The sequence below is a fragment of the Bradyrhizobium sp. 197 genome (assembly GCF_023073375.1).
Taxonomy (GTDB): domain Bacteria; phylum Pseudomonadota; class Alphaproteobacteria; order Rhizobiales; family Xanthobacteraceae; genus Bradyrhizobium.
In genome coordinates this window covers 13634-32200 of record NZ_JADPJJ010000055.1, presented here as the reverse complement: position 1 = coordinate 32200, position 18567 = coordinate 13634, and the positions used below count along the sequence as shown (strand labels likewise).

General features: G+C 63.8%; 16 protein-coding genes and 2 pseudogenes. 12 read left to right on the top strand and 6 right to left on the bottom strand.

The window, feature by feature from the left end:
* The first annotated feature begins 4 nt into the window (after window positions 1-4).
* From IVB27_RS11550 to IVB27_RS11535, 4 genes are read left to right on the top strand one after another with little or no spacing between them, the layout of a single operon-like run.
* Window positions 5-1033 (top strand): branched-chain amino acid ABC transporter permease, encoded by a 1029-nt coding sequence (locus tag IVB27_RS11550; protein WP_247443644.1) that lies wholly within the window; start codon window positions 5-7, stop codon window positions 1031-1033.
* The gene (locus IVB27_RS11545) at window positions 1030-1785 is read left to right on the top strand and encodes an ABC transporter ATP-binding protein (RefSeq protein ID WP_247443643.1); all 756 of its coding nucleotides are present in this window, start codon (window positions 1030-1032) and stop codon (window positions 1783-1785) included. Before IVB27_RS11550 ends, IVB27_RS11545 begins: the two co-directional genes overlap by 4 nt.
* Entirely contained in the window at window positions 1778-2494 is a 717-nt protein-coding gene (locus tag IVB27_RS11540; RefSeq protein ID WP_247352147.1) for an ABC transporter ATP-binding protein, read from the top strand. Before IVB27_RS11545 ends, IVB27_RS11540 begins: the two co-directional genes overlap by 8 nt.
* A 21-nt stretch (window positions 2495-2515) precedes the next feature.
* Window positions 2516-3634, top strand: coding sequence for a cobalamin-independent methionine synthase II family protein (locus tag IVB27_RS11535; RefSeq protein ID WP_247352145.1), 1119 nt, complete (start codon window positions 2516-2518; stop codon window positions 3632-3634).
* 173 nt (window positions 3635-3807) lie between these two features.
* Here the strand turns inward: IVB27_RS11535 and IVB27_RS11530 are convergent, their stop codons facing one another.
* Window positions 3808-5520 (bottom strand): caspase family protein, encoded by a 1713-nt coding sequence (locus IVB27_RS11530; RefSeq protein WP_247443642.1) that lies wholly within the window; start codon window positions 5518-5520, stop codon window positions 3808-3810.
* Window positions 5521-5695: 175 nt separating this feature from the next.
* Between IVB27_RS11530 and IVB27_RS11525 the strand changes: the two genes are divergently transcribed.
* From IVB27_RS11525 to IVB27_RS11510, 4 genes are all read left to right on the top strand, one after another.
* Window positions 5696-7051: a hypothetical protein gene (locus tag IVB27_RS11525; RefSeq protein ID WP_247444024.1), complete on the top strand. Its 1356-nt coding sequence runs from the start codon at window positions 5696-5698 to the stop codon at window positions 7049-7051.
* A gap of 60 nt (window positions 7052-7111) precedes the next feature.
* The gene (metK, locus tag IVB27_RS11520; protein ID WP_247352142.1) at window positions 7112-8308 is read left to right on the top strand and encodes a methionine adenosyltransferase; all 1197 of its coding nucleotides are present in this window, start codon (window positions 7112-7114) and stop codon (window positions 8306-8308) included.
* A gap of 127 nt (window positions 8309-8435) precedes the next feature.
* Window positions 8436-9857, top strand: a complete 1422-nt coding sequence (gene ahcY / locus IVB27_RS11515; protein ID WP_247443641.1) for an adenosylhomocysteinase — start codon at window positions 8436-8438, stop codon at window positions 9855-9857.
* 161 nt (window positions 9858-10018) lie between these two features.
* Window positions 10019-11476, top strand: coding sequence for a flavin-containing monooxygenase (locus tag IVB27_RS11510; RefSeq protein WP_247443640.1), 1458 nt, complete (start codon window positions 10019-10021; stop codon window positions 11474-11476).
* On the opposite strand, the pseudogene IVB27_RS11505 reads toward IVB27_RS11510, so the two are convergent.
* Window positions 11463-11999 (bottom strand): annotated as a pseudogene (locus IVB27_RS11505) (YbfB/YjiJ family MFS transporter); the annotation flags it as partial. The gene IVB27_RS11510 and the pseudogene IVB27_RS11505 overlap by 14 nt on opposite strands.
* Here IVB27_RS11505 and IVB27_RS11500 point away from each other — a divergent pair.
* From IVB27_RS11500 to IVB27_RS11490, 3 genes and pseudogenes are all read left to right on the top strand, one after another.
* A pseudogene (locus IVB27_RS11500) lies at window positions 11996-12256 on the top strand (LysR substrate-binding domain-containing protein); the annotation flags it as partial. The pseudogenes IVB27_RS11505 and IVB27_RS11500 sit on opposite strands and share 4 nt — an antisense overlap.
* A gap of 144 nt (window positions 12257-12400) precedes the next feature.
* Complete coding sequence (locus tag IVB27_RS11495; RefSeq protein ID WP_247352127.1) at window positions 12401-12556, top strand: hypothetical protein; 156 nt, start codon at window positions 12401-12403, stop codon at window positions 12554-12556.
* A gap of 134 nt (window positions 12557-12690) precedes the next feature.
* A complete protein-coding gene (locus IVB27_RS11490) occupies window positions 12691-13620 on the top strand; it encodes an aspartyl/asparaginyl beta-hydroxylase domain-containing protein (RefSeq protein WP_247443639.1) in 930 nt (309 codons plus the stop codon).
* 41 nt (window positions 13621-13661) lie between these two features.
* Here the strand turns inward: IVB27_RS11490 and IVB27_RS11485 are convergent, their stop codons facing one another.
* Window positions 13662-14204 carry a periplasmic heavy metal sensor gene (locus tag IVB27_RS11485; protein ID WP_247443638.1) on the bottom strand — a complete coding sequence of 181 codons (543 nt, stop codon included), beginning with the start codon at window positions 14202-14204 and terminating at the stop codon, window positions 13662-13664.
* A gap of 129 nt (window positions 14205-14333) precedes the next feature.
* Between IVB27_RS11485 and IVB27_RS11480 the strand changes: the two genes are divergently transcribed.
* Window positions 14334-14792 (top strand): YybH family protein, encoded by a 459-nt coding sequence (locus IVB27_RS11480; RefSeq protein ID WP_247443637.1) that lies wholly within the window; start codon window positions 14334-14336, stop codon window positions 14790-14792.
* 77 nt (window positions 14793-14869) lie between these two features.
* On the opposite strand, the gene IVB27_RS11475 is transcribed toward IVB27_RS11480, so the two are convergent.
* The 3 genes from IVB27_RS11475 to galE form a co-directional block, all read right to left on the bottom strand.
* Window positions 14870-15571, bottom strand: a complete 702-nt coding sequence (locus tag IVB27_RS11475) for a fumarylacetoacetate hydrolase family protein (RefSeq protein ID WP_247443636.1) — start codon at window positions 15569-15571, stop codon at window positions 14870-14872.
* A gap of 35 nt (window positions 15572-15606) precedes the next feature.
* Complete coding sequence (locus tag IVB27_RS11470) at window positions 15607-17409, bottom strand: ABC transporter ATP-binding protein (RefSeq protein WP_247443635.1); 1803 nt, start codon at window positions 17407-17409, stop codon at window positions 15607-15609.
* 119 nt (window positions 17410-17528) lie between these two features.
* Entirely contained in the window at window positions 17529-18542 is a 1014-nt protein-coding gene (gene galE, locus IVB27_RS11465) for a UDP-glucose 4-epimerase GalE (RefSeq protein ID WP_247443634.1), read from the bottom strand.
* Window positions 18543-18567 lie beyond the last annotated feature (25 nt).

The following is an 18567-nucleotide window of genomic DNA, read 5'->3' as shown; positions in this document are numbered from 1 at the left end:
GCCGATGAGCGCCTCCTCCGACGTCGGCTATCACGCCCAGCGCCAGGCACGCTGGCACTATGGCGAGGCCGCTTTCTGGCTGATCGTGCTGGCCTGTGGCTTCGCATTTCCCACGCGCTATTTGATCATGACCGACATCCTGCGGCTGGCGCTGTTTGCGATGTCGCTCGACCTCGTCCTCGGCTACGCCGGCATCGTCTCGCTCGGCCATGCCGCCTTCTTCGGCGTTGGCGCCTATGCGGCGGGGCTTCTTGCGCTGCACGGGATCGTCAACGAGCCCGTGCTTGCGCTTGTCGTCGCCGGCCTTGTCGCGATGGTGCTCGGCTTTGCCACCAGCTTCCTGGTGATCCGCGGCGTCGACTTGACGCGGCTGATGGTGACGCTCGGCATCGCGCTGCTGCTTGAGGCGCTGGCCGAACGCTTCTCCAACATCACCGGCGGCACCGACGGGCTGCAAGGCATCGAGATGCAGCCGATCTTCGGCGAAATCCCGTTCGACATGTTCGGCAAGACCGGATTCTTCTATTCGCTCGCCGTTCTGTTCCTGTTGTTCCTGTTCGCCCGCCGCGTCGTGCATTCCCCGTTCGGCCTGTCATTGCGGGCGATCAAGAACAATCCGTTGCGCGCTGCCGCCATCGGCATCCCCGTCAACCGCCGCCTGATCGCGATCTACACGCTCGCGGCGTTCTATGCCGGCATCGCCGGCGCGCTGTTCACCCAGACCACCGCGATCGCCTCGCTCGATGTGTTCGCCTTCGAGCGCTCGGCGGACCTGATGCTGGTGCTCGTGATCGGCGGCACCGGCTATCTTTATGGCGGGCTGGTTGGCGCGGTGCTGTTCCGCATGCTCCAGGAATTGTTCTCCACCATCACCCCGCAATACTGGCAGTTCTGGATCGGCCTGGTGCTGGTCGTGATCGTCCTGATCGGCCGTCAGCGCCTGCATCGCTGGGTGCTGTATTTGCCGAACCTGGTCATCAAACAGATTGCCGGGCGCAAGGCCGTGGTTGCCGTGCCGGAGAGCGACGCATGACCATCGCGCTCGAAACCCAAAATCTCGAAAAGCAGTTCGGCGGGCTGCGCGTCACCCGCGACTTGTCGCTAAAAATCGAACAAGGCGCCCGCCACGCGCTGATCGGTCCGAACGGCGCCGGCAAGACCACGGTCATCAACCTGCTCACCGGCGTGCTCAAGCCGAACTCTGGCCGCATTCTGCTTGAAGGCCAGGACATCACCGATATTCCCGTGCACAAGCGCGTGTTGCGCGGCCTGTCGCGCACCTTCCAGATCAACCAGCTCTATCCCGACCTGACGCCGCTCGAGACCATCGGTCTCGCGGTTTCCGAGCGCCTCGGCCATGGCGGCGACTGGTGGCGGCGGATGGGCACGCGCAGCGACGTCAACGGCGAGATCGCCGACCTCCTGACGCGCTTCCATCTGCTCGACGTCATGAACGAACAGACCGTGACGCTTCCTTACGGCAAGCAGCGCCTGCTCGAGATCGCGGTCGCGATCGCGGGCAAGCCGCGCGTGCTGCTGCTGGACGAGCCTGCCGCCGGCGTGCCCGAGAGCGAGTGCCACGACATTCTCGCCGTCGTAGGCAGCCTGCCGCGCGACGTCACCGTGCTCCTGATCGAGCACGACATGGACCTTGTCTTCTCCTTTGCCGACCGCATCTCGGTGCTGGTCTCGGGCGCGCTGCTCACCGAAGGCCCGCCCGAGCAGGTCGCGCGCGACCCGCAGGTCAAGGCGGTCTATCTCGGCGAGGAGGCGGTCAATGTCTGACCTGCTCGCGATCGATTCGCTTCGCGCCGGCTACGGCGAAGCGGTGGTGCTGCCGAACATGTCCCTGCGTCTCGCCGAGGGCCAGGTGCTGGCGCTGTTGGGGCGCAACGGCACCGGCAAGACCACGCTGATCAATTCGATCGTCGGCGTGACCCGGCGCTTCTCCGGCACTGTCGAGCTGGCCGGTGCTGACGTCACGACCTTGCGGCCCGACCAGCGGGCGCGCGCCGGCATCGGCTGGGTGCCGCAGGAGCGCAATATCTTTCGCTCGCTCACGGTAGAAGAAAACATGACCGCGGTGGCCCAGCCCGGTTCCTGGACCGTCGAGAGGGTCTACGAGATGTTCCCGCGGCTGAAGGAGCGGCGGAGCAATTTTGGCAACCAGCTCTCCGGTGGCGAGCAGCAGATGCTGGCGATTGGCCGCGCACTGACCCTCAATCCGAAGGTCCTTCTCCTGGACGAGCCGACCGAGGGCCTTGCCCCCATCATCGTCGAGGAGCTGTTAAAGGCGATCGGCGCCATCACTCGGGCGGGCGGCATCTGCTCGATCATCGTCGAGCAGAATGCCCAAAAAATTCTGGGGCTGGCCGACCGCGTTGTGATATTGGAGCGCGGAACGATCGTCCACGACGCCCCGAGCGCCGCGCTGAAGGCCGACCCGTCGGTGCTGGAGCGCCATCTCGGCGTCGCCGGAGCGGCCGCCCACTAGAGATTTCCGGGAGTTAGAAGAATGCAGCGAACCAAAGCCCCCTTCCGCGCCGATGAGGTCGGCAGCCTTCTGCGTCCTGCCAAGATTAAGGAAGCCCGCGCCAGGCTGGAGAAGGGGGAGATCTCGGCCGACGATCTGCGCAAGATCGAGGACATGGAGATCGAGAAGGTCGTGCACAAGCAGGCCTCGGTCGGCCTGAAGCTCGCAACCGACGGCGAATTCCGCCGCTCCTGGTGGCATTTCGACTTCCTGGCCAAGCTCACCGGCTGCGAAATGTTCCACCCCGACACGGGCATCCAGTTCGCGGGCGTCGAGACGCGGCACGACGCGGTGCGGGTGATCGGCAAGCTCGACTTTCCCGATGACCATCCGATGCTGGACCATTTCCGCTTCCTGAAGAAGGTCGCCGATCAGGCTCACGTCACCGCCAAGATGACGATCCCGTCGCCGGCGGTGCTGCACTTCCGCGGCGGCCGCAAGGCGATCTCCAAGGACGTCTATCCCGATCTCGACGCCTTCTACGAGGACCTCGGCAAGACCTACCGCAAGGCCGTGAAGGCGTTCTACGACGCCGGCTGCCGCTATCTCCAGTTCGACGACACCGTGTGGGCCTATCTCTGCTCGCAGGACGAATTGCAGAAGGCACGCGAGCGCGGCGACAATCCCGAGGGTCTCCAGCAGATCTATGCGCGCATCATCAACTACGCGCTGGCCGAGAAGCCGGCCGACATGGTGGTAACGACCCATGTCTGCCGCGGCAATTTCCGCTCGACCTGGATTTCTTCAGGCGGCTACGAGCCCGTGGCCGAGACCATGCTCGCCGGCACAAATTACGATGGTTACTTCCTGGAATACGACAGCGACCGTGCTGGCGGCTTCGAGCCGCTGCGCTTCCTGCCCAAGGGCAACAAGGTCGTCGTGGTCGGCGTCATCACCTCGAAATTCGGCGAGCTCGAGAACAAGGACGCCATCAAGCGCCGTCTGGAAGAAGCCGCCAAGTTCGTGCCGCTTGAGCAGCTTGCGCTCTCCCCGCAGTGCGGTTTTGCGTCGACGGAAGAGGGCAACGTCCTCTCCGAAGAAGAACAGTGGGCCAAGCTCGGCCTTGCGGTGGAGATCGCAAAGGAAGTGTGGGGCAACTGACAGGTTGGTGCGACGCTCCCCTCGCTCGTGTCTCGGAGGCGCAGCAACGCTTTAGCGTTGCTGCGCAGAGCCGGGACCCAGAAGGCCACGAACTGCATCGCGGAGACATGGGCCCCGGCTCTGCAGCGCACCGCTGAAGAGGCGCTGCGCTGCGTCCGGGGCACGAGAATATCTCACTTCTCCGCCAGATAAACCTCGCCCAGCAGGGACGAGTTCGACCACGGCACCTGCTTGTTCTTCGTGCTCGAGACCACCTCGGCCCGCACCCGCGTCAGCATCTGCTGCACTTCCAGGCCGGGCGTGCCGAGATGGCGGGAGAGCGCGGCGGAGAACGGCGAGTTGGCGCCTTCGCCGTCGAGCGCGACCTGGCCCGGTGCGGTAGCGAAGGCGATCAGCGTGCCCGCGCCGAGCGTCGCGCCCGTCCCCAGGCTGGTTGGCGCCGCGAGGCCCGAGGCCCCCTCGAGGGTGCGGTTGGTGCCGGCCGATGCGACCCGTTGTGCCATCGGATTATTGCGGCAGGCATCGAAGATCAGAATGTTGGTGCGGACCTGGTCGTCGAGGCCGGCCATGATCGTGTCCATGTCGATCATCGCGTCCGTCATGCTCGCGCCCGGCTTGAGTTCGACGTCGACCGGAATGAGATAGTTGCGGCCGTCGACCTGCACGCCGTGGCCGGCATAATAAACCACCACCACCTGCGCCCGCGCCGTCTCCAGCAAAAAGTCGCGCGTCATCCTCTGCATCGTTGCGCGGTCGAGATCGACGCCTTCCGACACGGTGAAGCCGATGTCGCGCAGGCTCTTCGCGACGGCGCGTGCGTCGTTGGGCGGATTGGGCAGCGCCTTGACATGCGCATAGGCGCCGTTGCCGATGATCAGCGCCATGCGCGTGCCGCGAGCGTCCGGAGCAGGTGAGGGGGCTGTGTTCGTTTGCTGAGGAGCCGGTGCCTGTGCCGGCTGCGTCACTGCTGACGGGGCATCGCGCGGGATCGGCGCGCTTGCGTCCGTGACCAGCGACAGCCGCACCTTTGCGGTGGCCTGGTTGGCCTTGCTGCCGGCATCGGATGCCACGATCGCCAGCGTCGCCTTGTAGTCGTCTCGCGCGTGCGCGTAGTCGCCTTTTGCCTCGTAGGCGAGCGCGCGATGGGTGTAGCCCGAGATCAGCACGCTGTTCGGCGGCGTCATGATGTTGGCGTGCGGCTTTTCCTTCGCGAGCCGGATCGCTTCGCTGCCGTCGGCAATCGCGCGATCGTAATCGCCTCTGAGACGCCAGATGGCGGTCCGGTTGACCAGCGGCTGCGGCAGCGTCGGGTCGAGCCGGATCGCCTGGTTGATATCGGCGAGCGCGCCGTCGAGGTCCCCGAGCGCCTCCTTGGAGATGCCGCGGTTCTGGTACGAGAATGCCGATTTCGGATTGGCCGTGATCGACATGTCGTAGTCGGCGATCGCCTTGGCGTAATCGCCTTTGCCGCGCCAGGCATTGCCGCGATTGTGGAAGATGGTGCCATCAGGCGGGCCGAGCTTCAGCGCATCGTCGAAATCGGCGACCGCGATCTCGTAGTCGCCTTTGTCGTAATACGCCGAGCCGCGCAGGTTGAGGAGTGCCTGGTTCGGCTGGAGCCGGATCGCTTCCGTGGCGTCAGTGATGACCTTGGCGTAATCGCCCTTCTTGTTCCAGCCTACCGCGCGCCAGAAGTAGACCGTCGCGAGCTGCGCGCCTTTGAACACCTTCAGCGCAATGATCCTGGTGCAGGCGTCGATCATCTGATCCGCCGGCGTGGTGTCGGTAGTGCAGAGCGGCCCAAGCTGGCTGCGCGCCTGCGCAAAAGCGGGCGCCGACCACAGGGTTGCGGCGAGCAGGCAGAACGCGACGAGCAGGCGACGCATTGGCGGTGGTCCCGTTGAGGAGAGGCGTCTGTTTGTTGCCTGGCGGGGCGCCGTGGTTCACGGCCTCGCCATTGTGCACACGGCAAACGGAAGGCGGCTCGATCTCCTATTCCCTTGGTGGGCAGATTTTGCTAGGAGGCAATACCCAACCCTTCTGCCCACCGCGTCCCACTCCATGAAGAACGACGAAATCCTGAGCCAAATCACCGAGTTCTGCCGTAAGGCGGACATGGCGGAGTCGACGTTCGGCCGGCGCGCGGTGAACGATGGGAAGCTCGTGCACCGCTTGCGCGAGGGCAAGCGCATCACCATCGACACGCTGGACCGGATCCAGGCCTACATGGCCGCATCGATGGCCGGCGGCGTGCCGCCCCCGCGGGGGCTTCAGGTGCCGCCGGAAAAGCGCGATCCGCGCGGCAATTTCCGCTTTTTCGAAAACCGCCAGAAATACCTGCTGTTCGTCCACACTTGCAGTGAGAAGCGGGTGGTAGCCGAGCGCGTGGCGCTGGAGCTTGCCAGCATCCATCCGCGGCCCCCGGCGCTGCGCGTGTTCGACGCCGGCGTGGGCGACGGCACGGTGCTGGCGCGCGTGCTGCGCTCGATGCATCAGCGCTTTCCGCACATGCCGTTCTATGTCGCCGGCAAGGAGCTCAGCCTCGAAGACCTCCGTCTGACGCTGGAGAAGGTGCCGGATCGCATTTTCGAGCATCCGGCGTCGGTGTTCGTCTTTACCAACATGCTCTACTCCGAGGCGCCCTGGCTCACGCCGGCATCGCCCGCGGCGGCCGCCGCGACGGTCTGGCACGAGGTTCCCTTGCGGGGGGCTTCCTCGGGCGAGTTCGAGACCCAGATCGCGGAGCTGAAGCCGTTTTTGGAGCAGAATTGGCGCGCGGCGGTCAGCCCGCGCACGGGCATGCCGCTGTATGAGCGGCCTGTCGTGCTGGTGCTTTACCGGGAAGACCAGCGGTTTCTGCTCGATTCGACCATTCCGCGGCCAGGCCAGACCGAGGCCAATTTCGACCTCGTTATTGCATCCCAGCCATACCGCGCGCTGTCCTCGGTCAATTTTCGGGCAAAACGGATCATTGCGCCTCTGGCGCGGGCCTTGCGGGCGGGCGGGCGCCTGATCGGAATTCACTCCCACGGCCAGGATCCGGGCATGGAAATGATCCAGGCGATCTGGCCCGGAGAAAATCCTTTCTCAGTGAGCCGTCATGAGCTATTGCGCGCAGTGAAGTACGAGCTCGGCTCGGTGGGCCGCGACTTAAATTTTAATGCTTATGCGGATAACCGCTCGATCTTCAGGTATGATATGGAAGCTCTGCCCAACGAGGTGACAGGCACTATCGGCACCTCGACGGCCTTTGCAGCGTGGAATGCGGCAGTGTACGTCGCCCAGATCGAGGACGACCGGTTGACAGAAATGACTCAAAACGGCCGCACTCTGGATGCCGCCAGGGACGTGCTGCGAAAGTACAATGGGCTCTGGTTTCTCGACGAATCCTACGTCATCTCGCGCCGGCGTGATTGACATCATCCAAAGCTAAATATCGCAACGTCCGCCAGCTAGCGGCGGAACAAGGGGTTACTGATGCGCGCGTCCTATCTCTTCACCAGCGAGTCCGTGTCCGAAGGCCATCCGGACAAGGTGTGCGACCGGATCTCCGACGAGATCGTCGATCTGTTCTACCGCGAAGGACCGAAAGCAGGCATCGATCCCTGGCAAATTCGTGCCGCCTGCGAAACGCTCGCGACCACCAACAAGGTCGTGATCGCCGGCGAGACCCGCGGTCCCGCATCCGTCACCAACGAGCAGATCGAAGGCGTCGTCCGCGCCGCGATCAAGGACATCGGCTACGAGCAGGACGGCTTCCACTGGAACACCGCTGACATCGAGATCCTCTTGCATCCGCAGTCCGCCGACATCGCGCAGGGCGTCGATGCGCTGCAGCCGGGCGAGGTCAAGGAAGAAGGCGCAGGCGACCAGGGCATCATGTTCGGCTACGCCACCAACGAGACGCCCGATCTGATGCCGGCGCCGATCTTCTACGCCCACAAGATCCTCCGCCTCATCTCCGAAGCGCGCCACTCGGGCCGCGAGAAGGTGCTGGGCCCTGACTCCAAGAGCCAGGTCACCGTGCAGTACGAGAACGGCAAGCCGGTCGGCGTGCGCGAGATCGTGGTGTCGCATCAGCATCTCGTCGAGGACATCTCGTCCAAGCAAATTCGCGACATCGTCGAGCCCTACGTGCGCGAGGCGCTGCCGAAGGATTGGATCACGGCGAAAACCATCTGGCACATCAACCCGACCGGCAAGTTCTACATCGGCGGTCCCGACGGCGATTCCGGCCTGACCGGCCGCAAGATCATCGTCGACACCTACGGTGGTGCGGCCCCGCACGGCGGCGGCGCGTTCTCCGGCAAGGATCCGACCAAGGTCGACCGCTCCGCGGCTTACGCTGCCCGCTACGTTGCCAAGAACATCGTCGCGGCCGGTCTCGCCGATCGCTGCACGCTGCAGCTCGCTTACGCCATCGGCGTGGCGCGCCCGCTGTCGATCTACATCGACACCCACGGCACCGGTAAGGTGTCGGAGGACCAGCTCGAGAAGGCCGCCGCCAAGGCGATGGATCTCACCCCGCGCGGCATCCGCAGCCATCTCGATCTCAACCGCCCGATCTATGCGCGCACCTCCGCCTACGGCCATTTCGGCCGCACGCCCGACAACGAGGGCGGCTTCTCCTGGGAGAAGACCGATCTCGTCGAAGCGCTCAAGCGCGCCGTCTGATCACCGACGTCATTTCCGGGGCGCCGCGACAGCGGCGAACCCGGAACCTTATCCATTGTATCGAGATTCCGGGTTTGTCTCTTCGAGGGCGACCCGGAATGACCAATTCAACAACAGGACCTCCGCTATGAATGCGAAGCCCGGCTTCACCGACTACATCGTCAAGGACCTTTCGCTCGCCGATTTCGGCCGCAAGGAACTCTCGCTGGCCGAGACCGAGATGCCCGGCCTGATGGCCACGCGGGAAGAATACGGCCCGAAGCAGCCGCTGAAGGGCGCACGCATCGCCGGCTCGCTGCATATGACGATCCAGACTGGCGTGCTGATCGAGACGCTGGCCGCACTCGGCGCCGACATCCGCTGGGTCTCCTGCAACATCTATTCGACGCAAGACCACGCCGCGGCTGCGATCGCGGCCGCCGGCATTCCGGTGTTCGCGGTCAAGGGCGAGAGTCTTACCGAATACTGGGACTACACCGCCAAGCTGTTCGACTGGCACGGCGGCGGTCACCCGAACATGATCCTCGACGACGGCGGCGACGCCACCATGTACGTCCATCTCGGTTTGCGCGCCGAGAACGGCGACACCAAGTTCCTGGACAACCCGGGTTCGGAAGAAGAGGAAGTATTCTTCGCGCTTCTGAAGAAGCAGCTCAAGGAAAAGCCAAAGGGCTACTTCGCCGGGATCGCCAAGAGCATCAAGGGCGTTTCCGAAGAAACCACCACGGGCGTGCATCGTCTCTATGACATGCAAAAGGCGGGCACACTGCTGTGGCCTGCCATCAACGTCAACGACAGCGTCACCAAATCGAAGTTCGACAACCTCTATGGCTGCCGTGAATCGCTGGTCGATGGCATCCGCCGCGGCACCGACGTGATGATGTCGGGCAAGGTCGCGATGGTCGCGGGCTTCGGCGACGTTGGCAAGGGTTCGGCCGCTTCGCTGCGCCAGGCCGGCTGCCGCGTGCTGGTCTCGGAAGTCGATCCGATCTGCGCGCTCCAGGCTGCGATGGAAGGCTACGAAGTCGTGACCATGGAAGACGCCGCCCCCCGCGCCGACATCTTCGTCACCGCGACCGGCAACAAGGACATCATCACCATCGAGCACATGCGCGCGATGAAGGATCGCGCCATCGTCTGCAACATCGGCCACTTCGACAACGAGATCCAAATCGCGGGTCTGCGCAACTTGAAGTGGACCAACGTCAAGCCGCAGGTCGACGAGATCGAATTTCCCGACAAGCACCGCATCATCATGCTGTCGGAAGGCCGCCTGGTGAATCTCGGCAACGCCATGGGCCATCCCTCGTTCGTGATGTCGGCCTCCTTCACCAACCAGACGCTGGCGCAGATCGAGCTTTTCGCCAACAACAAGGACGGCAAGTACAAGAAGGAAGTCTACGTGCTGCCGAAATCGCTCGACGAAAAGGTCGCGCGCCTGCACCTCGCCAAGATCGGCGTCAAGCTCACCGAACTGCGCAAGGACCAGGCCGACTACATCGGCGTGAAGCAGGAAGGTCCGTACAAGTCGGACCACTACCGGTACTGATCCGCTGATCTGACTGATCATCGAGGCGAAGTCCCGGAGCAATCCGGGGCTTCGTTGTTTTGAACGCAACGCGCGCGCCTCTCGTCGTGGCTGTGTCGGGAGATGATTGCGAGTTGACGCGCAGCGCCCGCGAGCGGACAATCCTCGGCTGCGGGGAAACGATGCAAGACCATTTCGATGTGCTGATCGTCGGTGCCGGCCTGTCCGGCATCGGCGCCGGCTATCATCTTCAGACCAAATGCCCGGGCAAGCGCTACGTCATCCTCGAGGGGCGCGACTGCATCGGCGGCACCTGGGACCTGTTTCGCTATCCCGGCGTCCGCTCCGACAGCGACATGTTCACGCTCGGCTATTCCTTCAAGCCGAGGACCGACCCGAAGGCGATCGCCGACGGGTCGCAGATCCTGAATTACGTGCGCGAAACCGCAGCCGAGAACGGCATCGAGAAGCACATTCGCTTCCGCCATCGTGTCAAGCGTGCGGCGTGGTCGACGAGTGAGGCGCGCTGGACGATCGAGGTCGAGCGCATCACGGGCGAGGGCGCGACCGAAACCGTGCGCTTCACCTGCAATTTTCTGTTCATGTGCTCGGGCTATTACAAATACGAGGCGGGCTACACGCCGGAGTTTTCGGGCGTCGCGGATTTCGCCGGGCGCATCGTGCATCCGCAGAAATGGACCGACGACATCGACTGCGCGGGCAAGCGCGTCGTCGTGATCGGCTCGGGCGCGACCGCGGTGACGCTGGTGCCGGAGCTCGCCAAGACGGCTGCGCAGGTCACGATGCTCCAGCGCTCGCCGACCTATGTGGTGTCGCGTCCGGCGCAGGATCCCGTCGCCAACAAATTGCGCCGCAATCTGCCGACGCGCCTTGCCTATCATCTGATCCGATGGCGCAACGTGATGTGGGGGATGTTCTTCTTCCAGCTCAGCCGCCGCCGTCCTGCGAAGGTGAAGGAGCTGGTTCTCAAGGGCGTACAGATGGCCCTCGGATCCGACTACGACGTCGCGACCCATTTCACGCCGCGCTACAATCCCTGGGACCAGCGGCTCTGCCTCGTGCCGGATGGCGATCTGTTCAAGGCGATCCGCGAGCAGCGCGCCTCCGTGGTCACCAAGGAGATCGACACGTTCATCCACGACGGCATCCGCCTGAAGGACGGCAGCGAGCTTGCGGCCGACATCGTCGTGACCGCGACGGGGCTGGTGCTCCAGGTCGTCGGCGGTCTCGACATCAGTGTCGACGGCCGCGCCGTCGATTTCGCCGATACGCTGACCTACAAGGGCATGATGTATGCCGACGTGCCGAACATGGCTTCGGCCTTCGGTTACACCAACGCATCATGGACGCTGAAATGCGACCTCACCTGCGAATATGTCTGCCGGCTCATCAATTACATGGACCGGCACAATTTCCGGCAGTGCATGCCGCATAATGACGACCCGGAGATCACCGCGCAGCCGTCGCTCGATTTTACCTCCGGTTACGTGCAGCGCTCGGTCGCGAAGATGCCGAAGCAGGGCTCGAAGCAGCCGTGGCGGCTCTACCAGAACTATGCGTTCGACATCGTCTCCTTGCGGTTCGGCCGGATCGACGACGGCGTGATGCGGTATTCCTGATCGCGCCGGCGGCCCGCAGCGCCGATCCAAATCCGGGCGATCGCCGAGATGGCCGGTGACCAGCGGGCCGACGATTGCGCCAAGGCCGTACAGCCCCCAGTAGCGGGGGCCGGCCGCGATGCCCTGGCCGAGCCCGCCCGCGACGAAATCGACGATGAAGACCATGTGCGGCACCAGGGCCACCGCGTTGAGGCCGTATTGGACCAGCAGGGCGCGGACAGCGGGCGAAGCATGGTCGTGCTTCGCGTGATGCGAAGTCGCCGCATCGGCCTTAGACTCAGCAGGCCAGCTCCACCAGCTCGCTAGCGTGAGTACAGACGAGAGCGCACCAAGCCCATACCAGCTCTGCTGCAAACCCTGCTGGAGCAGCAGCCACCAGCGAGCCCGACGCGGCGACGCCGAGCCCGACGCCCGCAAAGATCACGCCGCCGACGATGCCGCGCCGCGTGGCCGAAGTGTGCGGCAGAATGACGGAGGCCGCCAGCACCATGATGATTCCTCCGGTGAGGCCGGACAGGAAGCGCCGCCTATGCGGCCGTGGCGTCCGCCGTCGCCGGGCGTGGCGTGGCGCGGATGTATTCGTACCAGGTGGCCGAGCAGGTCGCGCGCGGCGAATTAGAGATCGTGCTGGCCGGCGACGAAGATCCGGAGATGCCCGCGCATTTGATCTGCCCGCAGGGCCGGCTCTCGGTGCCCAAAGTGCGAGCCTTCACCGACTTTGCCGTGCCCCGGCTGAAGAAGCACTTTGCGCAACTGAAGAAGAGCATCAAGGCGCGTTGAACGGCTGCGCGCTCGGCAATGCGTTGTTTCGCGTATTCGGCCACCCCGGTGAATCGGCCATGCTGGCCGAACGGTTAACGCCGGATTAACCGCGGAGTCCTAGCCTGTCTCGGCCGGGTTACTTGCAAGGCCGAGGTGAGCCCAATGGAAGCCCAGAAGATCGCGGTCGACGCCGTCGTCGCGTTGACCGATTGCGACCGCGACGCCGTCATCGCCTTCATCCGCCGGCTCTATCTCGCCGGCGTAACCGATCCCAAGCGCCTGACCTTCAAGGGTCTCCAGGCGCTGTCGCGGCTCTGATTCGGCTCGTTTCAGCCTCAAGTCACCCGTCCTTACTCTCTCGAGCGTGATTGCAGCCCACCGGTGAATATCTTGCCGGTCGGGCGGTGTCGGGGTAGATCACGTCCCCGGCTGGATCACTGGGGGAACGGGAGATGCTGAAACAGCTTTTTGCACCGCAGCTCGTCATACTCTATGTGCTGGCGGCGTCGACGATCTACATTCATTTCCGCGGCAAGCACCGGCTGCGCTTCGCGCGCCAGCTCGGCGATCACTCCACCTATCTCTCGCCCTACAACGTGCTGATGTATGCGGGATCGGCGGTGCCGAACAGGCCGGTGATCCCGGTCGATCAGTTTCCCGAGCTCAAGCCGCTCAGCGAGAATTGGCAGACCATTCGCGATGAGGCCGTTCGCCTGTTCGACGAAGGCTTCATTCGCGCAGCGGCGAAGAACAACGATTGGGGTTTCTACTCGTTCTTCAAGAGCGGCTGGAAGCGGTTTTACCTGAAATGGTACGACGACTTTCTACCCTCGGCGCGCACGCTGTGCCCGAAGACGGTGGAGCTGCTCAACTCTATCCCGAGCGTGCATGGCGCGATGTTCGCGATGCTGCCGCCGGGCGGCAAGCTCGGCGCGCACCGCGATCCCTTCGCCGGCTCGCTGCGCTACCACCTCGGCCTCGTCACGCCGAACTCGAACAAGTGCCGGATCCTGGTCGACGGCGTCGAATGCGTCTGGCGCGACGGCGAGGCCTTCATGTTCGACGAGACCTTCATCCACAGCGCGGAGAATGAGACCGACGTCAACCGCATCATCCTGTTCTGCGACGTCGAGCGTCCGATGAAGTACGGCTTCATGACCGCGATCAACCGCTGGGTCAGCCATCACATCGTCAAGGCGTCGGCGACGCAGAACGTCGACGGCGAGGATGTCGGCGTGCTCAACAAGCTGTTCGGCAAGCTCTACGAGATCCACCTTGCGAGCCGCAAGGTCAAGCAATGGAATCGCAACGTCTACTACACGCTGAAATATTCGCTGACGGCGCTGATCCTCGGCCTCATCGTGATGTCGGCATTGCGGTGATCGCGTTTGCATCGGGTGGCGAAGCAAACCACCAGCATTTTCTAGTGATGGTGCTTGTGTCCTTCGGAGCTATCAGGGCGCTGGTAACCTCGCAGCTCCGCGTATCGCTGCATTTGGCTCTGATCGAGCAAGGCGGTTGTCGACAGATGATATTTGAGGTGGCTTTCGCGGAGCAGTGCCTGGGTTTCCGAAATAGCAACGAGGGTCGCCTTGAGTGACTCCGGGGTCACGACGCGGGCAGAGAAGAGCCGGTCCAACTCCGTTTCCTGCTCGACCAGCTTGTTACCGAGCGGGACCGCCTCTTGCTTCATGGCATCGAAGAGGCGCTGAACCTGGATGCGCTGATCCGCGGTCAAGTCAAGCCGATCACCGAACTCAAGAACGTGGCTCGGACCGGGATATCCGTTGAGTTCGGCGGCAAGCGCCAGGCCCATGCCACGACCGGTTCGCAGATCGTCGACCTGCTGGTGCGACAGCGCCTTGATGGGGCGCTGCTCAAGGCCAGCATAGGGCTGACTGGACTGCGCGCTGGCAGCGTTGCACGAGACGATAAGTGTGGCCGCAAGCAGGATAAGGCGCCTCATGAGCTGGCTCCATGAAATCGGGCCCGGGTTCGTTGATCGTCTCCACCGGTGCTCTCCACATATCTTGCTGGACGGTTCGCCCGATGGCAACAAGATTGCCTGGATGAGCGGTCAAACATGGAGCAGGCAATGGCCCCGTTGCCAGTTGCGAACACTGAGCTGGTGCAATTCTTCCGCGAGTGGCTGGAAACCTTCGCGGGCTATGTCCGCGAGGTCGATTATGCTTCGGCGCGGCCGCTCTTCCATCCGGATGTGCTGGCCTTCGGCACGCATAACGATGTCATCCCAGGCCTCGATCAATGGGTCTCGACGCAATGGGACAACGTCTGGCCGAAGACGACCGACTTCCGATTCGTGATTGAGCAAACCTCGATCCTGGCATCACGGGACGGCGCGATGGCAACCGCGATCGCGCCGTTCACGAGCACGGGCTATCAGCCCGATGGCAGCCCGTTTCCGCGTCCGGGCCGCGCCACCATGGTGTTTTCCTGCAATGCCGAGGGTTGGCTGTGCGTGCATTCCCACATGTCGCTCAATCGCGGCGTGCCGCAGGCAAGCCACGCCGACCGGCCGGTGAAGGCCTGGTAGATCGGCATCGTCCGCCATCGAAATGCAAAAGGCCCCGGACATGTCCGGGGCCTTGTTATTTCGAGCCGCCGTAAGCCCTACTCCGGTTGGCCGATCGACACCTTCAGCGTGCCGACGCCATCGACGCCGCATTCGAGTTTGTCGCCGGGTTGAAGCTGCGACACGCCGGCCGGCGTGCCCGTCATGATGATGTCGCCGGCGGCGAGCTTCACCTGCTGCGAGAGCTGCCAGATGATTTCAGGCACGTTCCAGATCAACTCGGTAAGGTCGCCCTGCTGCGCTTCCTTGCCGTTGACCGTGAGCCAGATCTTGCCCTTGGCGGGATGGCCGATCTTCGATGCCGGCTGCACCGCAGAGCAAGGGGCGGAGCCGTCGAACGACTTGCCGACCTCCCACGGACGCTCCTTCTTGCGCGAGGCAATCTGGAGGTCGCGGCGGGTGAGGTCGATGCCGACGGCGTAGCCGTAGACGTGGTCGAGCGCCTTGTCGGCAGGGATATTGAGCCCGCCGCTTTTCATCGCGACGATCAGCTCGACCTCGTGATGGAGATCCTTGGTCAGCGGCGGATAGGGAATGGTGGCGCCGTCGGGCACCAGCATGTCGGCGTGCTTGGCGAAGAAGAACGGCGGGGCGCGCTCGTCGTTGCCCATCTCGCGGATGTGCTCGAGATAGTTTCGGCCGACACACCAGATGCGGCGCACGGGATAACGGCCGCTTTCCCCGACGACGGGAAGCGATGCCTGGGTCGGAAGCGGGATGACGTAGGAGGCGGCGTTCATGAAGCGGTCTCGCTGCTCTTGGGGTGAAACGAACTCTATGCGGTTGCGCTGATCGGCGCCAGAGCGCCTGCGTCGTGATGTTGCAGGCGGAAGAACGAGGCGTAGCGTCCGCCGCGGCGGAGCAGCTCGTCATGCCGGCCTTGCTCGACGATCTCGCCGCCCTCGACCACCAGGATCGCATCCGCGTGCATGATAGTGTGTAGGCGGTGCGCGATCACGATGGTGGTGCGGTTCCGGCAGAGATGCTCGATCGCCTCCTGCACTTGCCGCTCGGACTCGGAATCCAGCGCGGCTGTGGCTTCGTCGAGCAGGATGATCGGCGCGTTCTTGATCAGCGCGCGCGCGACCGCGATGCGCTGGCGCTGGCCGCCGGACAGCTGCGTGCCGTGCTCGCCGACCGGCGTGTCGTAGCCGAGCGGGAAGCTCATGATGAAATCATGTGCGCAGGCTGCTTTCGCAGCATCGATGATTTGTTCTTCGGTCGCACCAGACCGGCCGAAGGCGATGTTGCTGCGGATGGTGTCGCGGAACAGATAGACGTCCTGGCCGACATAGGCGGTCTGTGCGCGAAGCGATTTGCGCGAGATCGAGCCGATCGACTGGCCGTCGATCACGATGTCCCCTTGAATCACCTCGTAGAAGCGCAGCAGCAGCGCCAGCACGGTCGACTTGCCGCCGCCGGAGGGGCCGACCAATGCGGTGACCTTGCCGGGCTCGGCAACGAAACTCATGCGGTTGAGAACGGTCTCGCCGGTCCGGTAAGAGAAGCTGACGTCGTTGAGCTCGATGCGTGCATCCGACAGTTTCAGCGCCGGCTTGTCGTCGTCGGAGTGCTCGCTGGCGGGGCTGTCGACGACTTCGAGCAGCATGCGGGCGCCGACGAGCTGGCTGTTGAGGTCGATGTTGAGCCGCGCCAGCCGCTTGGCGGGCTCGGTCGCCATCAGGAACGCGGTCATGAACGAGAAGAACGCGCCGGGCGTGGCGTTGAGCGCGACCACGCTATAGCCGCCATAAAGCAGGCAGCCGGCGACCGCGAAGCCGCCGAGCATCTCCATCAGCGGGTTGGAGCGGTTGGCGACGCGGGCCATCTTGTTGGCGTTGCGCTCGACGATCGCGATGTTCTCGTCGATGCGGTTCTGCATGGTGTCTTCGAGCGTGAACGCCTTGACCGTGCGGATGCCTTGCAGCGATTCCTGCATCGTCTCCAGGATGTCGGCGGTGCCGGTGAACTGGTTATAGGCGAGGCCCTTGATGCGCTTGACCAGCTTGCGCAGCACCAGCATCGCTGGCGGCACCACGACAAGGCCGATGAACGACATCACCGGGTCCTGCCACACCATCACGCCGATCATGGCGAGCAGCATCATGAGGTCGCGCCCGACGGCGTTGACCAGCATGTTGAGGACATCGGTGATGGACTTTGCTCCGGCCGTCAGCCGCGCCAAAAATTCCGACGAATGCCGCTCGGAGAAGAAACCGACGCTCTCGCGCATCAGCTTGGCGAACAGCTGGCGCTGGTTGGTGGCGAGGATGGCGTTGGAGATCTTGGTGAGGATCACCATGTGGCCGTAAGTCGCCACGCCCTTGATGAAGAGCAGGATCACCGTGATGCCCGAGAACATCGCGATGCCCGGGATGTTCTTGTCGACATAGGCCTGGTTGATGACCTGGCCGAGCACGTAGGTCGCGCCCGCGGTCGATCCGGCGGCAAGCGCCATCAGCGCGAAGGCGACGAGGTAACGCCGCCAGTAGATGACCCCTTGTTCCGTGACAAGGCGGCGAACGAGGACCGCTGCCGCATAGGGATCGTCGGTGATTTTCTTTGGAAACTGGGCCATCCGTAGTCCATTGACGGCACAGGAAAAAAGCCTGCCCGCGCGTCAGGGATCGAACGGCCTCTGTGCCCGCTAAAGCCGCGCTTTTCAAGCCCAATTAAGGACTTGCGCCCGGATGGAATCTAGGCCGAGGCGGCGTGGCGGAGCTCGCCGTGGCGCTCATGGAACAGCTTCTCTTCCCACGCCAGCGCATGTGCCGCGATGGTCTCGAGGTCGTCGTATTGCGGCTTCCAGTCGAGCAGGCCGCGGATGCGGCTGGTGTCGGCGACCATGGTCATGATGTCGCCGGGCCGGCGCGGGGCGTATTGCACGGCGAAGCTGCGGCCTGAGACCCGGCGCACGGCATCGATGGTCTCCAGCACGGAATAGCCGCGGCCATAGCCGCAATTCAGCGTCGTCGAGGCGCCGCCGTTGCGCAAGTACGCGAGCGCCGAGCGATGCGCCTGCGACAGGTCGGTGACGTGGATGAAGTCGCGAATGCAGCTGCCGTCCTGGGTCGGATAGTCGGTGCCGAACACGTCGATCTTGGCGCGCTGGCCGGTCGCGGCTTCCACTGCGATCTTGAGCAGATGCGTCGCACCGACGGTGGCAAGCCCGATGCGCGACTGTGGATCGGCCCCCGCAACGTTGAAGTAGCGCAAGGTCACGTATTGCATGCCGTAGGCGGCGGCGACGTCGTGCAGCATGATCTCGGTCATCAGCTTCGACGAGCCGTAGGGCGACAGCGGCCGTGTCGGCGCATGCTCGGGCACCGGCACCTGGTCCGGATCGCCATAGACCGCCGCGGTCGAGGAGAAGATAAAGCGGTCGATGCCGCGCTTGACTGCGACATTGAGCAAATTGCGCGCGGTCGTGAAATTGTTGCGGTAATAGCCGAGCGGATCGCGCATCGAATCCGGCACGACCACCGAGCCCGCGAAATGGATGATGCTCTCGATATTGTGCTGGGCGATCACGCCTTCGAGCAGGTTCTCGTCGCCGGCATCGCCAATGAACAGCGGCACGCCTTCGGGCAGATACGCGGAGAAACCGGTGGAGAGATCGTCGATCACAACGACGTCCTCGCCGGCTTCCGCCAGCGCCAGAACCGTGTGACTTCCGATATAGCCGGCGCCGCCGGTGACTAGCACAGTCATGGTCTCACCCGTCTTCATCAACGCT

Coding starts and splice junctions, on each gene's coding strand:
- IVB27_RS11530 (WP_247443642.1), bottom strand. CDS start 5,520: ATGCGTCGCCTGCTCGTCGCGTTCTGCCTGCTCGCCGCAACCCTGTGG.
- IVB27_RS11545 (WP_247443643.1), top strand. CDS start 1,030: ATGACCATCGCGCTCGAAACCCAAAATCTCGAAAAGCAGTTCGGCGGG.
- IVB27_RS11495 (WP_247352127.1), top strand. CDS start 12,401: ATGGAAGCCCAGAAGATCGCGGTCGACGCCGTCGTCGCGTTGACCGAT.
- metK (WP_247352142.1), top strand. CDS start 7,112: ATGCGCGCGTCCTATCTCTTCACCAGCGAGTCCGTGTCCGAAGGCCAT.
- IVB27_RS11485 (WP_247443638.1), bottom strand. CDS start 14,204: ATGAGGCGCCTTATCCTGCTTGCGGCCACACTTATCGTCTCGTGCAAC.
- IVB27_RS11535 (WP_247352145.1), top strand. CDS start 2,516: ATGCAGCGAACCAAAGCCCCCTTCCGCGCCGATGAGGTCGGCAGCCTT.
- IVB27_RS11475 (WP_247443636.1), bottom strand. CDS start 15,571: ATGAACGCCGCCTCCTACGTCATCCCGCTTCCGACCCAGGCATCGCTT.
- galE (WP_247443634.1), bottom strand. CDS start 18,542: ATGACTGTGCTAGTCACCGGCGGCGCCGGCTATATCGGAAGTCACACG.
- ahcY (WP_247443641.1), top strand. CDS start 8,436: ATGAATGCGAAGCCCGGCTTCACCGACTACATCGTCAAGGACCTTTCG.
- IVB27_RS11490 (WP_247443639.1), top strand. CDS start 12,691: ATGCTGAAACAGCTTTTTGCACCGCAGCTCGTCATACTCTATGTGCTG.
- IVB27_RS11480 (WP_247443637.1), top strand. CDS start 14,334: ATGGCCCCGTTGCCAGTTGCGAACACTGAGCTGGTGCAATTCTTCCGC.
- IVB27_RS11510 (WP_247443640.1), top strand. CDS start 10,019: ATGCAAGACCATTTCGATGTGCTGATCGTCGGTGCCGGCCTGTCCGGC.
- IVB27_RS11550 (WP_247443644.1), top strand. CDS start 5: ATGAGCGCCTCCTCCGACGTCGGCTATCACGCCCAGCGCCAGGCACGC.
- IVB27_RS11525 (WP_247444024.1), top strand. CDS start 5,696: ATGAAGAACGACGAAATCCTGAGCCAAATCACCGAGTTCTGCCGTAAG.
- IVB27_RS11540 (WP_247352147.1), top strand. CDS start 1,778: ATGTCTGACCTGCTCGCGATCGATTCGCTTCGCGCCGGCTACGGCGAA.
- IVB27_RS11470 (WP_247443635.1), bottom strand. CDS start 17,409: ATGGCCCAGTTTCCAAAGAAAATCACCGACGATCCCTATGCGGCAGCG.